The following is a 20,821-nucleotide window of genomic DNA, read 5'->3' on the forward strand; positions in this document are numbered from 1 at the left end:
TTGCACGGGGAGGGAGAATGCGAATAATGAGCCGCATGATACTATTTTGTCTGCCTTATGCGGGAGGAACGGCCATGATCTACAGCAGTTGGCGCTCGCGCCTTCACTCTTCTATTCTATTGCGTCCGGTAGAGCTTCCGGGAAGGGGAAAAAGATTCCGCGAGGCGAATTGCGACCGATTGGAGGAAGCGGTAGAGGATATTTACTCGAGGATTGCACCGGATTTGGCAGGGCCGTTTGCCCTTTTCGGGCATAGCATGGGAAGCTTGCTTGCCTTTGAATTGGCCATCAAAATCAAGCAGCGCACGGGACTTGAACCTGCGCAATTGATCGTATCGGGCAGAAGGGCTCCGCATGTGAAAGTCGAGTCTCCAAAGATACATGCCCTTCCCGATGACCAATTCAAGGAAGAGATTAGAATGCTGGGCGGGACGCCGGACGAAATCTTGCGCGACGAAGACATGTTCGATGTCTTCCTGCCTGCCCTGCGGGCCGACTTCAAAATGATTGAAGAATATTGCTATCCGACAGAAAGGAGCGAGAAGCTGGATTGCGGCGTCCATGTCCTGACAGGGCGGGGAGATGCGATCAAGGAAGAACACTTGGCTGCTTGGGGAGAACTGACGACTGGCACATGCTTCGTTACTCGATTCGATGGCGGGCACTTTTTTATACATGACCACGAGAAAGCGATCGTTGATCTGATCAACAATGAATTGATGAAGCCCCTAATAAGGAGCAGCGTATGAAGAGCTGTCGAGCAGCGTACAGAGCGTTCATGGCCGCAGTCCTCCTCCTCAGCCTCTGGATCGGATCCGGCGTGGTTCCGACGGCAACTGCCCTTGCTTCGAAGTCTTCAGAGCCGTCGTTAACGGAAGAGGAATTATCCAGGATCGAGGCCTTGATTCACGCGCAAATGCAGAAAGGAAGGATCCCTGGCATCTCCGTCGTTATTGTAAAAGGGGAAGAGACGGTCTATCAACGAGGCTTCGGGTTCTCCGATCTGAGAACGGGGCAACCCATCACGAGCGAAAGCGTGTTTGAGTTAGGGTCGGTCAGCAAGGCTTTTACGGGTCTTGGCATATTGCGGCTAGCAGAGGAGGGACAGCTAAAACTGGATGCTCTGGTATCCGACTATGTGCCATGGCTCCATATGACATATACCGGAGAGCGCCAGGGGAAGCGCATCCATGGCAAGGCGGCTATCACCATCCGGCAATTGCTGTACCACACGAGCGGGATTCCGTTCCGAACGATCAGCAGCATTCCCGCTTCAAGCGATGACCGGGCGCTGGAACAGACGGTCCGCGCTCTCGGAGATGAAGCTCTTGACTTTTATCCGGGAGAGCGGTTTCAATACGCGACGGTGAATTACGACATTCTAGGGCACATCATTCAGCAAGTTGCTGGCGTCTCCTATGAGAATTATATCCGAGAGAACGTACTGGAACCGCTCGGCCTGCGGCATACGTATGTGTCCGCAGTGCGGGCGGACCATCGCAAGCTGGTACAAGGACACAAGATTGGGTATTTGCGGGCCAGACCCTATGACGCTCCCGTATTCCGCGGCAATACACCGGCGGGATATATCTATACAGACAGCGGGGACATGGCCGCGTGGCTGAAAATTCAGATGGGCACACAATCGGTTGCGGGTGCATTGGACACAGCGCTTATCCATTCTCATCTGCCGGATCGCTCCGTTCCTCCCGGGGAAGACGGGTCTTCCTATGCCGCAGGGTGGTACGTGTATCAGAGCGGAGGAGGGGAACTGTCCCATGGCGGAAGCAATCCTTCCTTCTCTTCCTATGTCGTTTTTCGTCCCGAGGAGAAGCTTGGTGTAGCGGTCATGGCGAATCTGAATTCCGCTCATACCGAAGTCATCGGCCAAGGTATTATGGATATTCTTATCCGTAAACATCCCGTTACGGAGATTACGGATATTTACCGCAGCGTGGATCAGGTTTCACTTGTGATGTTGGGGCTGGCGATTCCTTTTGCGGCGTTCACCGTGTGGAATGGGTCTGCCGCTATCTTGGAAGTGGCCCGGAAGAGAAGAGGATTCCAACACGGCTGGAGGAGGAATGGTCTTCGATTTTTGAGCTTTGTCGTATTTGTCGGCACCCTGTCGCTCACATTTTGGCAAATCCCGCAAGTTTTGTTTCATGGCGTAGATTGGAAATTTGTCGAGGTATGGGCTCCTGCAAGCTTCCGCGCTGCGATTCTAAGCGTGTATATTGCCCTGGTTCTGTTTGCGGGTTATTTGCTGCTTAACGCCTTATTCCCGAGACAGAGGAAGCAGTCCATGTTTCCGTTTGCCGGAGAAAGTTGCAAAAGAGAAGCTGTATTCGGTGGTGAATAACGATACGGAGACGATTAGCGGCGTCGTCAATGTGCTTGTTTTCGGGTTGAACCAGTCTGGTCACCCTGATCTGCTGTTTCATTTATCTGGGCTTCATTAATATATATGGTCTGCTGATCTCTGTGGGAGTTATTGCGGGTGCTGGCCCTGACCTATGTTGTGGCGGGACGGCTTGTCAATAGACTGTGGGAAGAGACGCGCGATATAACAGAATGCTTTTTTTCATATATTGGTCATCTCGCTGGCGGTCAGACAGATTCCTGGCGACTCGCTGCACAGTTTTGTCTGAGCGCCAGGGCCGCCTATATCGCAGTCCGCCTGAGAGGGAAAAGAAGGTTATGAGGTGCGATTACGACGACCAGTGATACGGAATCAAAATATGGTGTGAGGCAGGGGTTGTCATGAAAATCGGTGTTATCGGTTCGGGCGTCATGGGGAGCGGCGTTGCGCAAAGCCTAGCCCAATCAGGGCTGCAAGCGCTTCTTCTGGATGTGCGCGCGGATAAGCTGGAATGGGCGGAAAAGGAGATCAGGAATAACCTTCGTTTTCGCTCTTTGTTCGGTTCGGGCGAAGGCCTTGAAGATGCAGAGCAAATTATGAACCGGATCGAATTCGGCACGGACAACCGCGTGCTGAAGGACGTCGGTTTTGTCATCGAAAATGCGACAGAGGATTGGGAGGTGAAGAAAGAAATTTACGGGACGATTGACGGAATATGCAATCGGGAATGCATCTTTATGGTCAATACGTCATGCATTTCTATCACCAAGATAGCATCTGTAACTACGCGCCCTCATAACGTAATCGGCACTCATTTCATGAACCCGGTGCCTGTCAAAAAAACCGTCGAGGTCATTCGGGGGTATTATACCTCGGACGAATGCGTTCGAGCGGTCGAAGAACTGATGGGCAGGATGGGGAAGGACATCATTGTAGTCAACGACTATCCGGGCTTTGTATCCAACCGGATTTCGCATCTGTTCATGAATGAAGCGGCTTATGTGGTGCAGGATCAGGTTGCGTCCCCATCCGAAGTGGATGACATTTTTAAAAAATGTTACGGGCACGCCATGGGACCGCTGGAGACCGCTGATTTAATCGGACTCGATACGGTGGTTCATTCCCTGAATGTTCTCTACGAAAGCTACCAGGACCCCAAATTCCGGTGCTGCCCTCTGTTAAGGAAGATGGTGGATGCAGGATTATACGGGAGAAAGAGCGGACGGGGTTTTTACGTCTATGAATAGTGTTTCCTTGATAGGCAATCAACTTCGATATCCAGGAAGGAGTGTATGGGCATGGAAGAAAGCAAAGCGAAAATCAAAGAGTTTTTATGCCGGTTTTTCCGTAAGCGGGAGTTGCAGGACGACGAGGACATTTTCGAGCTTGGATTTGCCAATTCATTGTTTGCCATGCAATTGGTGATGTTCCTCGAGCAGGAATTCACTATCCGGATTGAAAACCAAGATATGGATTTGGACCATTTCCGGACGATCAATCGAATGGCCGGCTTGATTGCGGCTAAAACAACGGTGGAGCAGCAATCCTAATATTCCGTAAAGCGATGGTGATCGGGATGAAAATGGAGTTAACGTCAGAGCAATTGCAGTGGCAAAGCACATTCAAGGATTTTGTCGATTCGGAAATCATTCCCTATGCTTGCCAGAACGACAAGGAGGAACGGATCTGCCCGGATGTGCTGAGGAAGGTGAGGAAGCAAGGCTTTCTGGGCTCGATGCTGCCCCTGAAGTATGGCGGAATGGAGCTGGACAACGTCACGCTGGGAATCTTGAATGAGGAAGTAGGGCGCGGATGTTCCTCGGTCCGAAGCTTATTGACTGTCCAGGGAATGATTGCTTTGGCCATTTTCAGATGGGGAACGGAGACGCAAAAAGATGACTGGCTGCCCCAATTGGCTTCCGGCGAGGCCGTGGGCGCGTTTGGGATGACGGAGCCGAATGTAGGCAGCGATGCCAAGAGCATCGAGACCACAGCCGCGCTTGTTGAGGATCACTATGTGCTGAACGGGTGTAAAAAATGGATTACGATGGGGCAAATCGCCGATGTCTTCCTCATTCTGGCCAAATGCGAAGGAAAGCCGAGTGCCTTTATCGTCGAGAGGAACCGCGAAGGTTTGGAGGTTAGACCGATGTCCGGGCTCCTGGGAGCGAGGGCCTCTATGCTTGCCGAGCTAAGCTTTGAGAATTGCCGTATTCCAGCCGCCAATCTGGTGGGGCAAGTCGGTACGGGGCTGTCTCATGTCGCCTTGTCCAGCCTTGATTACGGCAGATATACAATCGCTTGCGGATGCGTCGGTCTGGCCCAAGCTTGTCTTGAGGCATCCATTGATTATGCGAACGCGAGAACCCAGTTCGGAAGGCCGCTGCGCGAGAATCAACTCATTCAGAAGATGATTACGGAAATGGCGGTTCAATTGAAAGCGGCAAGACTGCTATGCTATAGAGCCGGTTACTTGAAAGACATAGGCGATCCGGACAGCATCATGGAGACGTGGGCGGCCAAATATTTTGCGTCGATTATCGTAAACAAAGCAGCCAGCGACGCGGTTCAGATCCATGGCGCCCATGGCTGCCACGCCGGCTATCCCGTGGAACGCTATTTCAGGGACGCGAAAATCAATGAAATTATTGAGGGAACAACCCAGATGCATGAAATCCTGATTGCTACTCAGGAATTTGTATCCGCTCGGCGCTCGCTGCGGAGAAAAACGCGGGAAGGCGGGTAAAACGGCAAGGGCCCCTTCAGGTGCGGCCATACCTGAAGATATGGCTTATGGCATTGAGCCCGCAGCATTGGGGTTCCGCAGAGCTTCGGGGCATCCGCCAATAATTGAAGCGCCGGAGTAATTTGAAGAGGGAGAGAAGTAACATGGTGAAAATCGCATGTCTATTCCCGGGCCAAGGATCTCATTATGTCGGAATGTCCAAGGGGTTCTATGATCGCTTCGCGATCGCCAAGCAAACCTTCGAAGAAGCAAACGATGTTCTGGGGTATGATCTCGCCAGCCTGTGCTTCGACGGGCCTTTGAGCGAATTAGGCAAACCGAGGAATGCCCACCCTGCTATTCTGGTTTCCAGCGTTGTATGCTTTAGAGCATTCATAGAGGAGTTGGGGATTATGCCCCAATTCCTTGCCGGGCATAGCCTGGGCGAATATGCGGCATTTACCTGCGCGGGCGCCATTCGATTCGATGATGCCTTGAAGCTTGTGCATTACAGAGGAATCCTGACAGAAGAGGTTGCCCAATCGGGCTCAGGCAGCATGACGATTATCGACCGCCTCGATCGGACACGGGTCGAAGAAGAATGCGACAAACTGGCGATGGAGGGAAAAGCCGTTACCGTGTCCTGTTATAATACGCCATTTCAAACGGCAGTATCAGGTGAAGCCCGGGCTGTATGGGAATTGGAGGACCGGGTGACGGAGTTGGGAGGGCAAGCTACGCCATTGTTGGGAAGCGCTCCCTTCCATTCGGCGCTCATGCAGCAAGCGGCAGATAAGTTGGCAGCGAAGCTGGCTGATGTTCCGTTTGGTTATTTTACATATCCGGTAATCACCAATGTGAACGCCCAACCGATGGCGCATTCCGAACATCTGACGAATCATTTGCTTCTTCATCTTACCCAGCCGGTGCAATGGGAACGCACAATCCATGCGCTAAAGCGCCGGGGAGTAAACCTGGCAGTGGAGATGGGGGCTAAAAACGTAGTAACCAATATAGTCCTTGCCAATGCATCCGGGATGGAAGCGCTCTGTTATGGAGCATGGGAGGATCGTCAGAAGCTTGAACAGATTGTGTCTGCCTCTACAGGTATAAAAAAGCAAGCTCCAACAGTCATTGCCAAATGTCTGGCGGTTGCCGCAGCGACGCCAAATCAAAATGAGGATGACAAAGAGTACCTGACGAAGGCAGTGAAGTCATACAGAAAAATCCAGGAGATTCAGACAATCCTGGAGGAAACGGGAGAAAATCCAACCCTATTGCAAATGAATGAAGCGCTTGAATTATTGAAAGTAATACTGAATGCAAAAAAGATTTCCGAAGAAGAGCAAACGCGTTGGCTGCGCCAAATCATCGATGAAACCCGGATGCATTACGAATGGAGAGAGGATGTGACAATGGCTTCACCTGCACAAGTTCACCTGCACTGATATTCTTATTCGCCGGCAAGCGTACAGAACAGTGTCAGAATCTTATCCCTGTTCTGTACGCCGCTCGGGTGTTAGAGGCCAACGAGAATTTCCTTAATGATCGGAGGTTCTCTTCCGTGCCGAACTGGCTTGAAGCGTATCCGAATCGGGCAGCGCCCTCCATATGAACAGGGCGGCGAGGCACCAGATCAGCAGCGTGACGGCGCCGGATTCTCCGGCAATATAGGTCCAGCCGCTCTGCTTGTGATAGAACAGAACCTCGAGCCAGTAGCGGCTGTGGTTGATGACGGTATGAATCAGGACGGCGGGCCATATACTGCCGCTTGCGTAGCGAACCCATCCCATGACGATCGACAGCGGAAAAATCATGGCCGTGAACAGCGCGATCGTGATGAGCGGCATGCCGTCGTCGTTATACCCGTTCAAGTAGAACGGATAATGGAATACGGCCCAGACGGCGGCCGTGATCAGAACCGCTTTTCTCACGCCCAGCGCTTCGCTCAGCTTCGGCTGCAAATAGCCGCGCCAGCCGATCTCCTCGCCGAAGGCGAACAGCAGCGTCATCACAATAAACAGGTTCGGCTTGAACAGGTTCAGGGTCACGAGCTGAATATAGGCCGCTACCGTCATTCCGCCCCCCAGCTCCTGCGCTGACGGCAAAGCAACATAGCCGAGCGCCCAGGCGGCGGCGAAGCCCGCGGCCACAGGCAGTCCGGTCAGCAGGGCGACGATGTGCCAGCGCGCCTTCCCGAGTCGCGTTATGCCTGTTCCCCGCAGCGTGTCCTTCCGCCCGGGCCGGAGCAGAAGCAGGATCAGCACGGCAATCAGCGGCGTCGCTTGACTGATGCCGATCAGCTCCATTCTGCCGCTCAGATTGGCGGCGAGTGTCAAGCCGAGCACGAGAGCGATGTATAGTCCGGCTTCTTTTTTCCATGGTGAACGATCCGTTGCTGTTGAACTTGCGATCAAAATCATCCTTCCCTTCCTCGCTAGTCGCGCTCAGTGTACACCGCAATTCTCAAGAATGTATAAAGAAGCGCAAATTTGCCCGGTGGAAGAAGATTGGATTACACTGAATAGCGGAGATCATGGGGCGGAGGAGATGGAAGGATGTCGATGTCGAGTGCGACCATATTGCTCGTCGATGACGAAGAGGAGATGACCGTGTTCGTGCAGGATGCGCTGGAGGATGCGGGCTATACGGTGATGACGGCTTACCGCGCAGAGCAGGCGGAGCGGATAATCCGCAGGCAGACGCCGGACTTGATTGTGCTGGACGTGATGATGCCGGGGACGGACGGGTTTCAATTTTGCAAGCAGGTGAGGGATGCGGTACCGTGTCCGATCGTCTTCGTCAGCGCCAGAGTGAGCGAAGCGGATCGGATCTACGGCTTGGCGGCAGGAGGCGATGATTATCTCGTGAAGCCGTTCAGCTTGCGGGAGCTGATGGCGCGCATTGAAGCGCATCTTCGCCGGGAACGCCGCAGTTCGCAGCGCAAGGACCACGGCTTGCTGAGGTACGGCCCTTTTACCGTCAGTATCGGGGGGCATGAGTTGAGTTGTCATGGGAAGGCGCTGGCGCTCACGAGCCGAGAGTTCGCTATCGTGGAGCTGCTTGCGATGCATCCGGGCCAAGTCTTCGCGCGCGAGCATATTTATGAGCAGGTATGGGGACTGGACGCGGTCGGCGATGATGCGACGGTGACCGAGCATGTGAAAAATATCCGCGCCAAAATGGCAGCGGCCGCACCCGGCTCCCGCTGGATCGAAACGGTATGGGGCATCGGGTACAAGTGGAAGGATAGCCAATGAAGATCTATCCGTTCAAACGCCAGTTTATCGTTTATTTTTGTTGCGTTATCGGGTTCAGCCTGCTTGTATCGGCGATGGTATGGGGCGGGTTCCTGTGGATGCTGAACCAGGGGAAGCTGGACTGGCTCCGGCCCGCCAATCATTATGAGAAAAAAGTCCCGTCGATTCAGAGGATGGTGGAGGAGGAAGGGGAGCGTCTGCTGCAAAAGCAGGGCGCCCAGGCCATGGAACGGCTTATCGATGAGAACGGCATGTCCTATGCCGTCGTGGATCGCCATGGCCGTTACCTCTATGGCACGCTGACCGATCCGCAGATTGACGGGCGCCGGGAGTTGATTCGGCTGCTTAACTCCACCGGCACGCAGAAGCTCGGGCAGATGCACACGGTCATGCCGATTATCGACAAGGCAGGGGGAGTCGAGGGCGCCGTTATTGTCTCGTATATCTTGAAGGCGGGCGTCTCGCCGCATGCGAAAAATTCATTCGCGGCCGTTATCATCCTTATGGTGCTGGTCATGCCCTTCCTTATCGTGATTCTGTTCACCTGGCTGTTCGGGAGTAGGTTCGGGCGCAAGCTGAACCAGCCGATCCAAGCGCTGATTGAGGGGACGAGGAGGGTGCAGAGGCGCGATCTGGATTTCAGCTTCTCGTATGAAGGCACCTCCGAGATCGCGCAGCTGATGAAGGCCATCGACGAGATGCGGCGGGAGCTGTCCTTGTCCCTGCAGCGCGAATGGAAGCTCGAGCAGGAGCGGCGGGACATGGTGGCGGCGCTGGCGCATGATCTGCGCACGCCGCTCGCGATCGTGCAGGGGCATGTCGAAGGATTGCTGGAAGGCGGGATGAAGAACCCGGATCGGTTGGAGCGCTACTTGCGGACCATCGATAAAAATACGAAGCGCGCGGCTCGTCTCGTGCAAGACATGAACAGGGTAGCGGAGATGGAAGTGCCTCAATTCCGGCTGAATTTCTATGAAGTGAATGTGGGAGTTTTCGTAGAAGAGAAGGCTTCCGAGATTGAGCGATTATGCGGGGAGCGGAACATTGAATTTCGCTGCAGCCTGGCCGGGAAAGCAGAGCATCAGCGCGCAATGCTGGATGCGGATAAATTATCAGAGCTGCTGGACAATGTCGTGTCCAACAGCTTGCGCTATACGCCGCCGGGCGGGGCGATCGTCTGGACGACGGAATGCGCGCAAGACGATGTCACCCTGACGGTAACGGACACCGGCCCCGGATTCCCGCCCGATATGATGAAGGCGGTGTTCGACAAGTTCGTGCAGGGGGATCCGTCGCGCTCGGGCAATAAGGGCCATGCAGGACTCGGCCTGTACATGGCGAAGTTGATTGTGGAGAAGCATGGGGGCCATATCGATGCCTCCAACCGGCCGGAAGGAGGCGCATGCGTGACGGTAACGCTGCCTCGGTCGGGATAGGAGGAGCATGTACTTTGCCTCGCGAACAGGCGATACGGCATTTTTTTCGGAAAGGATGAAGGGATATGACGATGTGCGGTACCGCAGTTCGATTGGTGGAACTGCATCAGGAGGATATTCCCGGCCTGATCGCTCTATCCGATTCCGTCGGATGGGACTATGACGAGCCCGAGCTCGTGACGATTCTGTCGGCAGGGCAGGTGTTCGGCCACAAGACGGAGCAGGGAAGCCTCGTATCCAGCTCGGCTGTGCTGTCTTATGGGGACGAGCTGGCTTCCATTGGCATGGTCATCGTTCATCCGGCGTATCGGGGGCGAGGTCTGGGCAAAGCAGCGGTACAGGCTTGTACAGGGGCGGTTGGCGATCAAGCCGCCGTCATGCTGATTGCAACGAAGGAAGGCGAGCCGCTCTATGCGAAGCTAGGGTTCGGTGCCGTGACATGCGTGCATAAGATGGTGGCCGATCGTTATTCAGCGGAGCTCCCTGTCCATGAAGCGGAACACTATGAGATCGAGCCATTCGATGGGGTGTGCCTGGACCAAGTTCATAGGCTTGATCGAATGGCGGTAGGCGCGGAGCGGCAGACTTTTCTCCATTCGCGGATCCGGCAAGCGAGGCAACGCGTGGTGCTGCGGGATAAAGCGAAGCAGATTGCAGGATATGGCCTAGCCGTGGCCGGACCGGTCCACTTGGTTCTCGGTCCCATTATTGCGCCGAATCCCGAAGCTGCGGCCTGTCTCATCCATCATCTGGCGGCCGGGCATGACGGCAGGCTTCGCATCGATGTGCCGGACGAGCAGCGCGCTCTTCTTCCTTACTTGCGGCAATGCGGCTTCGAACGGGCCACCCGGCCTCCTGTTATGTCCTCCGTGGGCGGAATGTGCCAGAGCGGAACGGCACCTTGTATGGCATCGCTGCCCAAATTTTCGGGTGAACCGGAATGGATGAGTTATGACGCTTCGCCGCCTTTTCCGCAAAATAAGGACACGTCACCCGCTGCATCGCGGGGCGTGTTCTTTTTTCTAGTCAGGGGGTTGACGATCTGCTGAAAAAGGGGTACGATGCCAATATAGTTTCCTAGGAAACGATAATGTGATCACTTTTTATCTGATTAAGTCTTTTATTTTGGCAATATTGTTTCATATGAAACAAAATAATGGGTGGTGCTTGTAACATGGATAATACCGATATTGTAAAAATGCAACTTCACGAGATCTACATGAAATTCCTGCATCAGCAGGAGCTGCAAGAACAGTTGGAAAGCGAGGCGCTTCTGGCCGAAATCCAGCATTCGTTGTCCGGAGGCGCTTCGCTCAATCTCACGGAGATCCATGTCATCTCCTGTATCGGGCAGCATGAGCCGATCAATGTGACGGCCATCGCGGAGAAAATGTCTATCAGCAAAGGAAATATCTCGAAAATTTGCAGCAAATTGCTGAAGGAGGACTGGATTCGCAAGACGCAGCTCAGCGACAACAAGAAAGAAATTTATTTTCGCCTGACGGCGGCGGGGAAGAAGGCTTTTATGCTGCATGAGAAGCTGCACGGGAGAGCGCGGGAATTGTTCGTTCGTTTTCTCGATCGGTATGACGGGGAGCAATTGAGCTTCTTGAAGCGCGTGCTGATGGACGGGATCGCGTCCTTGGAAGCGGGAGAGCTTCGCATTCGCTCCTCTCAAGCGATGGGGGAGAGGGAATCATGAGGGGAGGCAAGGAGGTTCGCTCCGCGTTTTTGCTCTATCTGGTCTGTATCAGCACCTTCTTTGCCTCGCTGATGCAAAATATATATTCGCCCATCCTTCCCCTGCTGCGGGATTCCTTCGGCGTTTCTCTTTCCATGGTCAATCTGTCCGTGTCCTTATTTATCTTTATCGTGGCGGCAATGCAGATCGTGATCGGCTCTGTCATTGACATGAAGGGAGCGCGGATGGTGTTGATTCCCGGCCTCGTGCTCACGATAGGGGCCAGTATCGGCTGCGCGGTTACGGACGATTTTGCCGTATTCCTCGTATGCAGGGCGCTGCAAGCCTTCGGAACGGCAGCGATCCCGCTTATCGCGGCCACGACCATCGGCCGCTTGTTCCAGGGCAGTCAGCGCGGCAGCGCAATGGGGACGTATCAGATGCTACTGTCGGTCGCTCCTGCGGCCGCTCCGGTGCTGGGCGGATGGATCGGGGAGCGGTACAGCTACCCGGGTATTTTCTGGTTCCTCGCAGGCGTGTCTATCCTCCTGCTGGCCGCGAACGGAGTGTATTTTCCGCGGGACAAGAGGGCAGATGAGAAGATGGTTCGCCTGCGCGAACGAATTGCTCAATATGCCGGGATTATGAAAAATAAATTATCGAAGGCGATTTTCGCGCTCGCTTTTCTCTATTTCTTCATTTACTTTGAAATTCTTGTCTACCTGCCTGCGCTGCTGACCGATCACTATCAGGTCAGCTTGCAAATCGTCGGTCTGCTTTATTTGCCGATGGCGCTGAGCAATATTGCGGGGACGATGACATTTAAAGCGATCCAGGCGAAGCTGCCGCACCGCGCGCTGGCGGCCGGAGGCAGTATCCTGGCTGCCGCCAGCATGCTGCTGTTCGCGGCGACCGAGTCCGTCTCCTTGATCGGCTTGTCTGCGGCTTTGGTCCTGTACGGGATATCCGGCGGCGTGCTGACGCCCTTGTTCGCCACGATGATCAGCAATGAGTTCGAATCGCAGCGGGGGAGTGCGCTGGGGCTGTTCAACTTCATTCGCTATGTCGGCATGGCGGCAGGCCCGCTCGCAGGCGGATGGCTGCTCGCTTGGCTCAGCGGTACCGCCGTCTTCGCCCTGTTCGGCATCTTGGTCGCAGCGGTTGCCTGGTTGGCGCTGGGGCGGCTGCGCACGGCCGACTCCTTGCGGGTTGAAAAATAGACGGAAAAAAGCCGACCTTCACGGTCGGCTGCTTCCTGTTATTGCTTCAACGGCACGATGCTCTTCTCTACCTGCGCTATCGCGTCTTCCCCGATGAGCCCCAGTCTCCAGATGGCCGTGCCTTTCAGATCGTGGCGCTTGGCAAGTCCGATCACCGAAGAGACGGACTTGCTGTTCTCGCTGCCCATCGACAAGCCGAGGATCAGCTTATCCCGCGGCACTTCCTTCAGCGCGAGCTGAATCGCCTCGTCCACTTTATGCAGCGGTTCCGGGGCTTTTTCATCCTCGTACGCATACGCCATAATAATGATATCGTCCGCTTCGGAGGCGAGCGCCTTATAATCGTATCCTTGATAAGCGCCGTTCAGCGGATGGAGCACGAGCGTCAGCTTCAGATCGGCGGCTTCGGCTTGCTTGGCAAGCTGCGCAACGAAGCGGTTGTAGTCCTGCTTCGCCTTGGCGATGTCGCCGGACAGTCCCAATCCTTCGAAATCAAGCGCTATGCCGGAGAAGCCCTTGTCCTGGGCCAACTCGATAATATCTTCCCTTGCCTTGGCCGCGAGCGCTTCATCCTCCAGCATATTGGTAAGCTCGTTCTTGCGATCCGAGGCGAAGACCATCAGGTAAGGGCTCGTCCCGTCCTGCTTCGCTCCGTTCACGATTGATTCCGGCGTAAGCTCTCCCGCTGGCTCCGGCCAGTAGAAGTCTTTGCCGCTGGTCGTGATCGTGCTATCCTCCTGCAGCCGCGCCCAGCCGAATGCCGCCGCGTCGAACTTCGTCAGGAGATGGCGCTCCTTGAAGGAAGCGATGGCATAGTAGGTCATGCTGTACATCTTCTTCGGCGGCGATTGAATGGAGACCGTCTTCACTGCGGCATTCCAGGATACCTTCGCTCCGAACTGCTTACCGAAGAAGCTGAGCGGAATATACGTCGTCCCCGCTCGGGCCAACGGCGCCATGGACAGCGCGACAGCTTGCCCGTCCACCTTCGCTGTCTTCTGGTTCAACTGCAGCAGCACGGACTTCTCCCCATCCGCCGTCGCCTGCTTCGCGGCCACGGTCTTGGTCTTCGGATTCCATGTCACCTCGATGCCCAGCGCTTCCGCAATGCCGCGGAACGGAACCATGGTCGTTCCTTGTATAATCATCGGCTTCGCCGAGAATTCGAGCGGATAACCGTCCAGCACAATCTTCGTTCCTTCGGCCTGCTTCGGCTCTCCGGCGGCCTGTGCGGCTTGCTGCGGGAACAGCATCGCTGCTATACATAGCACCGCCAACATAGAATAGATATAACGACTCTTTTTCATCGAACTACCCTCTTTCTATCGCGCATCGATGCAAACGCGAATCTGCAACTCTATTTTTTTCGGTTTCTATTTTACGCAAAAACAGGGAGAGTTGCCATAGAAATGATAGACAAGAGGGAAGGAGCGCACCAAATGTTTTCGTAGAATGGGCGTGGGTTGCATTCATGGCTCGTGAGCCGGACTATTTTGGCAAAAACGGGAATGGAAGGGGAAACTTTCACACTATCAACGCAAAAGTGGTATCATATAGAAATTATGGCTACGCTGTGAGGTTGAAATTAGATGAAGAAATGGATTTATTTGTTATTCTTTGGGCTGGCCGTTGTCGTTGTGGCTGCGACTGCGGGTTGTTCACTTGACGGCCAAAGCCACTATTCACTCACCGGGAAGAAGGTCAGCGAGGAATACAAGGTGGTGATTAATGGGAAGCCGATGGAAGGAGCCCTGATTGAGGGAAATCTCTATGTTCCGTTGCGCCCAATGTTGAAAGAACTGGACGTTGGTTTTACCGTTGATAGTCCAAACAAAGTCATTACGGTGGGAGAGGAAAGTCCGGCTCCGCCGAACAAATTTATGGAGAAGAATGCATCGGAATTGAGAGCATTGCAACGAACTCTGGAAAACGAAACGCTGCCTAGTCTGAAAAAGAGAAGAAAACAGATTAGTGCCAAGATGACAGAACGATTCCAGGCAGGCGACAAAGAGGGGTACGAAGCGGAAACAAGACGGCTGGTGGAATGTAAAGCCGAGATGGCCCGTCGCACCGAAGAACTTCGTCTGGTTAAAGAAGCGTTGATCGCGAAGAGCCGCAAATAGCTTGGAGACGGGCCCAGGCCGGGAAACTCTCGCTGGGCTCGTTGTTTTGTATATGCATTCCCCCGCTGGTGAGGACTTTTTAGAGGAGGGGGACCGTGAGGAAAATTATTGTGGTTGTCGCCGTTGCTCTTTTGCTTGCGGGATGTCGTTCCCTGGCAGGCTCATCACGCCCTGATCCATGTATCTTTCGCGTACATGACGGAGGAGTCATTTGTTATGGGATGGAGGCGGCTGAAGTCGAGTGGGTAGCGGGAAAAGGGGAATTAGCATCAAATGGAGAGTTCTTGATCTACGATCATGGTCTGGCGGTATATTATCGTAACAATGCTGCTTCGCTTATTTACATTGCCGAAGGAGATTATTATGCGCATCCCTCCGGAGCAAAAATCGGCGATCTCCCGGATAAACTTAAGGAAAAAATACGGAACGGCAACGATAGACGATAAAGAAATAATAGGCGGGAGTCTTGTATATGTTTACGATTCGATCCATAATAAGCCGCTTGAATTAGATGATCATAAAAGCCTGCCTATAGAGGAACCCCCCGCCATCTTTCCCGCTGTGGGCGCCTACCTTGACGATAACGGATACATAGACATTCTGGCCGTTGGAGATTTGAGAGCCTATCTAACGGGGAAAGGAAATGAGTGATATTGTAGACCCCAAATCTCTTTTCATTTTTGCATTGAAAGACCTAACCAGTCTCAAAAGCACATGCTCTTACCCTCAGCGTCTCCCACCAGGAGGCGCTTTTCTCTATTTCCCCTCCCATCCCCATCACCTCTCCATAAGCATCTTTTCCCGGTTCGCCGCCACATCCCCCACAAATAAGTCCACCACTCCACCTAGCAACGCCCATCACTAAAAAACAAAAATATTGAATATTTTGAGGTTTGTTTATGTAAGTATGTACCATGTCAGCATACTATCCGGTCAGTATGTTTCGGGTGAAGGGGGATGGGCTAGTGAATTTTGATTATTCCGAGAAGGTGAAGTCGCTGCAGCGTACGCTGCTGGAGTTCATGGATGAAGTGGTGTATCCGAACGAGAAGACGTATGAGAAGCAGCTTCAGCAGGCCGGCAGCAGGTGGACGGTGCCGCCGGTGATGGAGGAGATGAAGCAGGAGGCCAGGCGGGCCGGGCTCTGGAATCTGTTTTTGCCGGACGAAGAGTATGGAGCGGGCCTGACGAATCTCGAGTATGCGCCGCTGTGCGAGATCATGGGCCGCTCGCTTATCGCGCCGGAGGTGTTCAATTGCTCGGCGCCGGATACGGGCAATATGGAGGTGCTTGTCCGGTACGGCACGCGGGAGCAGAAGGACAAGTGGCTCCTGCCCCTGCTCGACGGGAAAATCCGCTCGTGCTTCTCGATGACGGAGCCGGATGTGGCGTCCTCGGATGCGACCAATATCGAGGCGACGATCGAGCGCGAGGGGGAGGAGTACGTCGTGACCGGGCGCAAATGGTGGTCTTCCGGGGCAGGCGATCCGCGCTGCAAGGTGGCGATTGTAATGGGGAAGACCGATCCGGGCGCGCCGCGCCATGAGCAGCAGTCGATGATTCTGGTGCCGATGGATGCGCCCGGCGTTCGGGTCCGCCGCATGCTTCCCGTGTTCGGCTATGATCACGCGCCGCATGGGCATGCCGAGATCGAGTATGACCGCGTTCGCGTGCCGGCGGACTCGATATTGTGGGAAGCGGGCAAAGGATTCGCGATCGCGCAGGGGCGGCTCGGCCCCGGACGCATCCATCATTGCATGCGGCTGATCGGGGCGGCGGAACGGGCGCTCGAGCAGCTGTGCCAGCGCGTGCGGCGGCGCACGGCGTTCGGCAAGACGCTTGCCGACCAGGGCGTCGTTCAGGAGTGGATCGCCGCGTCGCGAATCGAGATTGAGCAGGCGCGCCTGCTGACGCTGAAGGCGGCCTATATGATGGACACGGTCGGGAACAAGGCCGCCAAGGCGGAGATTGCGATGATCAAGGCCGTCGCGCCGAATATGGCGCTGCGGGTGCTCGACCGGGCCATTCAGGCGCTCGGCGCCGCGGGGGTCAGCGAGGACTTCCCGCTCGCCTCGCATTGGGCCAATGCGAGAACGCTGCGCCTGGCGGACGGCCCGGACGAAGTGCATCAAGCCGCCATCGCCAAGCTGGAGCTTCGCAAATACGACGATAAATGAAACCGGTTGCGATGTAAGTGCCACTTAAATTTCTGCTATCCAGAAGGGGGAGACCGAAGTGAATGTCAGGCAATTATTCGACTTGACGGGCAAGACGGCAATCGTCACCGGCGGCGGACGCGGGCTTGGGGCGCAGATTGCTCAAGGGCTGGCGGAGGCCGGGGCCAATCTGGTCCTGTGCTCCCGGAAGGAGGAAGCGTGCCGCGAGACGGCCGCTCGCATCGAGCGGGATACGGGCGTGAGATGCCATGCGATGGCTTGCGACGTCAGACGCCCGGACGAGGTGCGGCGGGTGGCGGAGCGAACGGCGGAGATCTATGGCCGCATCGACATTTTGGTCAACAACAGCGGGGCCTCCTGGGGCGCGCCCGCTGTCGAGATGCCGCTCGAAGCGTGGAACAAGGTGATGGATATTAACGTGACGGGGACATTCCTCATGTCGCAGGCGGTCGGCCGGATGATGATCGGGCAGGGCGGAGGCACGATCATCAACATCGCTTCCGTCGCGGGCTTGAGCGGAACCGATCCGCAGTGGCTGGATGCCGTCGGCTACAGCGCGAGCAAGGGGGCGGTCATCGCGTTGACGAGAGATCTGGCGGCCAAATGGGGCAGGCACCAGATTCGCGTCAATGCGATTGCGCCCGGATTTTTCCCGACGAAGATGACACGGGAGGTCCTTCATCATGGAGGCGAGCAGATCCTCCGCCTTACTCCGCTCGGGCGGCTTGGCTCGGACAGCGATCTCAAGGGGAGCGCCGTATTTCTGGCGTCTGACGCTTCGAATTATATGACCGGAGCGGTGCTGGCCGTGGACGGCGGCATGTCGGCCATGTAGCTTCGAGGTCGCGCTGATTGTCAGCATAGCCGATTTTGGGGTATATCAGCCATGCAGCGCCGCGGCAGGATTTGGCGAGGGAAGCCAGTCATGCCCAAGAGCTGAGGTGAATAGGAATGGTACGGAAAAGGGGGCTTATCAAAACGATGTCCAAGCAAAAGGCAGTGCCAAAGGACACGATTCCCGTGCGCCGGGGCGAAGAGCTGAATGTGGCCGCGCTTGACGCGTATTTACGGGAGCATCTCGACATTCCGGACGGCGCTTCGATCGAGATCGAGCAGTTCGGGGCGGGACATTCGAACTTGACCTATCTGATTCGCGCCGGAGACTGGGAAGCGGTCGTGCGCCGGCCTCCGCTCGGCCCGGTGGCGCCGAAGGCGCATAACATGGAGCGCGAGTTCACGCTGCTGAAGCGGCTCCATCCTTTATTCCCGCTTGCGCCTCGTCCGTATCTGTACTGCGGGAATTCTTCGGTGATCGGCAGCCCGTTTTTTGTGATGGAGCGGCGGCATGGGATCATTCTGGATCGGGACTTTCCCCCGCATGTGGAATATACACCCGCGCTGGGCAGGGAGATCTCCGCAACGATGGTGTCGACACTCGCGCAGCTCCATGAAGCGCCTTATGAAGAGGCGAATCTGCGGGCGATCAGCCAACCGGAAGGCTTCATGCGCCGTCAGGTTCAGGGCTGGGTGGAACGCTATGAACGGGCCAAGACGGAGGAGATTCGGGAGGCGGATAAGCTCCAGAAGTGGTTGATCGATACGCTGCCCGCTTCGCAGACTCCGGCCGTCATCCATTATGATTACAAGCTGAACAATGTGATGTTCTCCCGCAGCCGCCTGAGCGAGATGACCGGCGTATTCGACTGGGAGATGGCGACGGTCGGCGATCCGATGGCCGATGTCGGCGCGGCGCTCAGCTATTGGTTCGAGCGGGACGATCCGCCGGAGCTGCTGCGCGGGCTGGGGCATCCGCCGTTGACGGTGCGCCCGGGCTTCATGACGAGGGATGAATTCCTCGAAGCCTATGCGGCCAGGAGCGGACGCGATGTGTCCGGGATGTCGTATTATTTGACGTTTGCTTACTTCAAGCTGGCCGTCATCTGTCAGCAGATCTATTACCGCTGGAAAAAAGGACAAACGAACGATGAGCGGTTTGCCCGCTTCGATGAGACCGTCCGGGCGCTGATAGCGCATGCTTGGCGGCAGACGGAACGGAGGCAGATCTAAGCGCTGACTATATATCCGTTCCGAGCATTTGACCATTCGTATGCCTGAGGAGGAGATTGGGGTGACACGTGCCCATTTTGCGTATTGGCCTGCACGCATGCCGGTTACGCTCGCGGTGCCGGACACGACGCTGAGCGACAATCTGGAAGTGACCGCCCGCCGCTATCCAGAGCGGACGGCGATTATCTATTATGATCAGGTTATCACCTACCGAACATTGAGAGACGAGGTCAACCGCATGGCCGCTTACTTACTGCATGTGAGCGTCGGCAAAGGCGACCGCGTGCTGATCTACATGCAGAACAGTCCCCAATTCATCATTTCCTACTATGCGATATTGCGGTGCGGCGGCATCGTCGTGCCGATCAATCCGATGAATCTGACGGAGGAGCTCTCTTTCTACATTAAAGACGGCAGCGTCAAGATCGGCCTGGTCAGCCAGGAGCTGTATCCGCGCATCGAGCCGCTGCTGGGAACGAGCTGTCTGGAACGCATTATTCTCGCTGCATACTCCGACTACTGCCCGAATCCAGGCGCGGATGCCCCGGACTTCGTCAAGGCTCCCCGGCTGGAACCGGCCTCCCCTCAAGTCATCCCGTGGGCGGAAGCGATGGGGGCCGCCATCGGAGCGCGGCCTGTCCCGGAGACGGCCGGAAGCGATCTGGCGGTCTTGCCCTACACGTCCGGGACGACCGGCCAACCGAAAGGCTGCATGCATACCCATAAGTCGGTGCAGGCGAACGTGATTGCGACGGCCTTCTGGGGAGCGCTGACGCCGGAATCGATCGTGCTGTCCACGCTTCCTTTATTTCATGTGACCGGTATGGTTCACGGCATGCACACGCCTATCTATATGGGGGCCGCCATTGTCATGATGACGCGGTGGGATCGCAATACGGCCGCGCGGCTCATTGAAGACCGCAAGTGCACGCATTGGACGGGAATCAGCACGATGATTATTGATTTTCTGGCCAATCCTCAGCTTCCGCGATACGATCTGAGTTCGCTGATCGCCATTACCGGAGGCGGGGCGGGGCTGCCGGAGGCGGTCGGCGAGAAGCTGCATCAGGCCACGGGCATCCGGTTCGTGGAAGGCTACGGCCTGTCGGAGACGATGGCGCAGACGCATTTCAATCCGCTCGATCGCCCGAAGCTGCAATGTCTCGGCATTCCGTCCTTTGACGTGGACGCGCGCATCATTGACCCGGTCACGCTGGAAGAGAAGGGCCCGCGCGAAGAAGGGGAGATCATCCTGAGCGGCCCGCAATTATTTCATGGCTACTGGAACAACCCGTCGGAAACGAAAAACGCTTTCGTCGAGATAGACGGCAAACCGTTTCTCCGCTCCGGCGATATCGGCTACTGCGACGAGGAAGGCTACTTCTTCATCGTCGACCGGGTGAAGCGCATGATTAACGCTTCCGGCTTCAAGGTGTGGCCGACCGAAGTGGAGTCGATTCTGTATAAGCATCCGGCGATAAAGGAAGCCTGCGTCATCGGGGTGCCGGACAAGAGAAAGGGCGAGGAGATCAAGGCTTACGTCGTCCTGCAGGAAGACAAGCGCGGCACGGTAACCGAGGACGATATCATTAGCTGGGCGCAGCGGCATATGGCCGCCTATAAATATCCGCGGCTGGTCGAATTCGTCGCATCGCTTCCGGTGACCGGCAGCGGCAAAATATTGTGGCGCAAGCTGCAGGAGGAGGCTTGGGACCAAGCGAAGCGGAAAGACTCCGGCCCTGGCCTCCAATAGAGCCGGCGCCGCCAAAC

Annotated in this window: 19 protein-coding genes; 17 read left to right on the top strand and 2 right to left on the bottom strand. The window is 55.6% G+C overall.

Going from position 1 to position 20,821, the window contains the following annotated elements:
* The first annotated feature begins 26 nt into the window (after positions 1-26).
* The 6 genes from L6439_RS02705 to L6439_RS02730 all read left to right on the top strand — a co-directional run bounded on the left by L6439_RS02705 (position 27) and on the right by L6439_RS02730 (position 6,535).
* Complete coding sequence (locus L6439_RS02705; RefSeq protein WP_213470045.1) at positions 27-749, top strand: thioesterase II family protein; 723 nt, start codon at positions 27-29, stop codon at positions 747-749.
* On the top strand, positions 746-2,362 hold the full coding sequence (locus tag L6439_RS02710; protein WP_213470047.1) for a serine hydrolase domain-containing protein: 1,617 nt from the start codon (positions 746-748) through the stop codon (positions 2,360-2,362). The genes L6439_RS02705 and L6439_RS02710 overlap by 4 nt, the downstream gene beginning before the upstream one ends.
* A 401-nt stretch (positions 2,363-2,763) precedes the next feature.
* Complete coding sequence (locus tag L6439_RS02715) at positions 2,764-3,609, top strand: 3-hydroxyacyl-CoA dehydrogenase family protein (protein ID WP_168177881.1); 846 nt, start codon at positions 2,764-2,766, stop codon at positions 3,607-3,609.
* A 51-nt stretch (positions 3,610-3,660) separates the two neighbouring features.
* Entirely contained in the window at positions 3,661-3,912 is a 252-nt protein-coding gene (locus tag L6439_RS02720) for an acyl carrier protein (RefSeq protein ID WP_213470165.1), read from the top strand.
* Positions 3,913-3,938: 26 nt separating this feature from the next.
* Complete coding sequence (locus L6439_RS02725) at positions 3,939-5,108, top strand: acyl-CoA dehydrogenase family protein (protein ID WP_168177879.1); 1,170 nt, start codon at positions 3,939-3,941, stop codon at positions 5,106-5,108.
* Positions 5,109-5,251: 143 nt separating this feature from the next.
* Positions 5,252-6,535, top strand: coding sequence for an ACP S-malonyltransferase (locus L6439_RS02730; protein ID WP_213470048.1), 1,284 nt, complete (start codon positions 5,252-5,254; stop codon positions 6,533-6,535).
* 93 nt (positions 6,536-6,628) lie between these two features.
* Here L6439_RS02730 and L6439_RS02735 read toward each other — a convergent pair whose 3' ends face one another.
* Positions 6,629-7,510: a CPBP family intramembrane glutamic endopeptidase gene (locus L6439_RS02735; RefSeq protein WP_213470050.1), complete on the bottom strand. Its 882-nt coding sequence runs from the start codon at positions 7,508-7,510 to the stop codon at positions 6,629-6,631.
* A gap of 135 nt (positions 7,511-7,645) precedes the next feature.
* Here L6439_RS02735 and L6439_RS02740 point away from each other — a divergent pair, with 135 nt between their 5' ends.
* The 5 genes from L6439_RS02740 to L6439_RS02760 all read left to right on the top strand — a co-directional run bounded on the left by L6439_RS02740 (position 7,646) and on the right by L6439_RS02760 (position 12,684).
* Positions 7,646-8,347, top strand: a complete 702-nt coding sequence (locus tag L6439_RS02740; protein WP_213470052.1) for a response regulator transcription factor — start codon at positions 7,646-7,648, stop codon at positions 8,345-8,347.
* Positions 8,344-9,783: a sensor histidine kinase gene (locus L6439_RS02745; RefSeq protein WP_213470054.1), complete on the top strand. Its 1,440-nt coding sequence runs from the start codon at positions 8,344-8,346 to the stop codon at positions 9,781-9,783. Before L6439_RS02740 ends, L6439_RS02745 begins: the two co-directional genes overlap by 4 nt.
* 65 nt (positions 9,784-9,848) lie before the next feature.
* Positions 9,849-10,832 (top strand): GNAT family N-acetyltransferase, encoded by a 984-nt coding sequence (locus tag L6439_RS02750; protein WP_237096726.1) that lies wholly within the window; start codon positions 9,849-9,851, stop codon positions 10,830-10,832.
* Between the two features lie 125 nt (positions 10,833-10,957).
* Positions 10,958-11,485 carry a MarR family transcriptional regulator gene (locus L6439_RS02755; RefSeq protein WP_213470056.1) on the top strand — a complete coding sequence of 176 codons (528 nt, stop codon included), beginning with the start codon at positions 10,958-10,960 and terminating at the stop codon, positions 11,483-11,485.
* Positions 11,482-12,684, top strand: coding sequence for an MFS transporter (locus L6439_RS02760; protein ID WP_213470058.1), 1,203 nt, complete (start codon positions 11,482-11,484; stop codon positions 12,682-12,684). The genes L6439_RS02755 and L6439_RS02760 overlap by 4 nt, the downstream gene beginning before the upstream one ends.
* A 38-nt stretch (positions 12,685-12,722) precedes the next feature.
* Here the strand turns inward: L6439_RS02760 and L6439_RS02765 are convergent, their stop codons facing one another.
* Positions 12,723-13,991 carry a stalk domain-containing protein gene (locus L6439_RS02765; RefSeq protein ID WP_213470060.1) on the bottom strand — a complete coding sequence of 423 codons (1,269 nt, stop codon included), beginning with the start codon at positions 13,989-13,991 and terminating at the stop codon, positions 12,723-12,725.
* Positions 13,992-14,273: 282 nt separating this feature from the next.
* Here L6439_RS02765 and L6439_RS02770 point away from each other — a divergent pair, with 282 nt between their 5' ends.
* The 6 genes from L6439_RS02770 to L6439_RS02795 all read left to right on the top strand — a co-directional run bounded on the left by L6439_RS02770 (position 14,274) and on the right by L6439_RS02795 (position 20,804).
* Positions 14,274-14,807 (top strand): hypothetical protein, encoded by a 534-nt coding sequence (locus L6439_RS02770; protein WP_213470061.1) that lies wholly within the window; start codon positions 14,274-14,276, stop codon positions 14,805-14,807.
* Between the two features lie 95 nt (positions 14,808-14,902).
* Positions 14,903-15,253 (top strand): hypothetical protein, encoded by a 351-nt coding sequence (locus tag L6439_RS02775; RefSeq protein ID WP_213470063.1) that lies wholly within the window; start codon positions 14,903-14,905, stop codon positions 15,251-15,253.
* A 519-nt stretch (positions 15,254-15,772) separates the two neighbouring features.
* On the top strand, positions 15,773-16,984 hold the full coding sequence (locus tag L6439_RS02780; RefSeq protein WP_213470065.1) for an acyl-CoA dehydrogenase family protein: 1,212 nt from the start codon (positions 15,773-15,775) through the stop codon (positions 16,982-16,984).
* 58 nt (positions 16,985-17,042) lie between these two features.
* On the top strand, positions 17,043-17,819 hold the full coding sequence (locus L6439_RS02785; protein WP_213470067.1) for an SDR family oxidoreductase: 777 nt from the start codon (positions 17,043-17,045) through the stop codon (positions 17,817-17,819).
* Positions 17,820-17,965: 146 nt separating this feature from the next.
* Entirely contained in the window at positions 17,966-19,051 is a 1,086-nt protein-coding gene (locus L6439_RS02790) for a phosphotransferase family protein (RefSeq protein WP_168179652.1), read from the top strand.
* Positions 19,052-19,112: 61 nt separating this feature from the next.
* Positions 19,113-20,804, top strand: coding sequence for a long-chain fatty acid--CoA ligase (locus tag L6439_RS02795; RefSeq protein ID WP_213470068.1), 1,692 nt, complete (start codon positions 19,113-19,115; stop codon positions 20,802-20,804).
* Positions 20,805-20,821: the final 17 nt, after the last annotated feature.

The sequence above is a fragment of the Paenibacillus dendritiformis genome, assembly GCF_021654795.1.
GTDB lineage: Bacteria > Bacillota > Bacilli > Paenibacillales > Paenibacillaceae > Paenibacillus_B.

What these genes read in the sequence shown, in the direction of transcription:
- L6439_RS02705 (WP_213470045.1), top strand. Translation starts at nt 27, where the DNA reads ATGAGCCGCATGATACTATTTTGTCTGCCTTATGCGGGAGGAACGGCC.
- L6439_RS02710 (WP_213470047.1), top strand. Translation starts at nt 746, where the DNA reads ATGAAGAGCTGTCGAGCAGCGTACAGAGCGTTCATGGCCGCAGTCCTC.
- L6439_RS02715 (WP_168177881.1), top strand. Translation starts at nt 2,764, where the DNA reads ATGAAAATCGGTGTTATCGGTTCGGGCGTCATGGGGAGCGGCGTTGCG.
- L6439_RS02720 (WP_213470165.1), top strand. Translation starts at nt 3,661, where the DNA reads ATGGAAGAAAGCAAAGCGAAAATCAAAGAGTTTTTATGCCGGTTTTTC.
- L6439_RS02725 (WP_168177879.1), top strand. Translation starts at nt 3,939, where the DNA reads ATGAAAATGGAGTTAACGTCAGAGCAATTGCAGTGGCAAAGCACATTC.
- L6439_RS02730 (WP_213470048.1), top strand. Translation starts at nt 5,252, where the DNA reads ATGGTGAAAATCGCATGTCTATTCCCGGGCCAAGGATCTCATTATGTC.
- L6439_RS02735 (WP_213470050.1), bottom strand. Translation starts at nt 7,510, where the DNA reads ATGATTTTGATCGCAAGTTCAACAGCAACGGATCGTTCACCATGGAAA.
- L6439_RS02740 (WP_213470052.1), top strand. Translation starts at nt 7,646, where the DNA reads ATGTCGATGTCGAGTGCGACCATATTGCTCGTCGATGACGAAGAGGAG.
- L6439_RS02745 (WP_213470054.1), top strand. Translation starts at nt 8,344, where the DNA reads ATGAAGATCTATCCGTTCAAACGCCAGTTTATCGTTTATTTTTGTTGC.
- L6439_RS02750 (WP_237096726.1), top strand. Translation starts at nt 9,849, where the DNA reads ATGACGATGTGCGGTACCGCAGTTCGATTGGTGGAACTGCATCAGGAG.
- L6439_RS02755 (WP_213470056.1), top strand. Translation starts at nt 10,958, where the DNA reads ATGGATAATACCGATATTGTAAAAATGCAACTTCACGAGATCTACATG.
- L6439_RS02760 (WP_213470058.1), top strand. Translation starts at nt 11,482, where the DNA reads ATGAGGGGAGGCAAGGAGGTTCGCTCCGCGTTTTTGCTCTATCTGGTC.
- L6439_RS02765 (WP_213470060.1), bottom strand. Translation starts at nt 13,991, where the DNA reads ATGAAAAAGAGTCGTTATATCTATTCTATGTTGGCGGTGCTATGTATA.
- L6439_RS02770 (WP_213470061.1), top strand. Translation starts at nt 14,274, where the DNA reads ATGAAGAAATGGATTTATTTGTTATTCTTTGGGCTGGCCGTTGTCGTT.
- L6439_RS02790 (WP_168179652.1), top strand. Translation starts at nt 17,966, where the DNA reads ATGTCCAAGCAAAAGGCAGTGCCAAAGGACACGATTCCCGTGCGCCGG.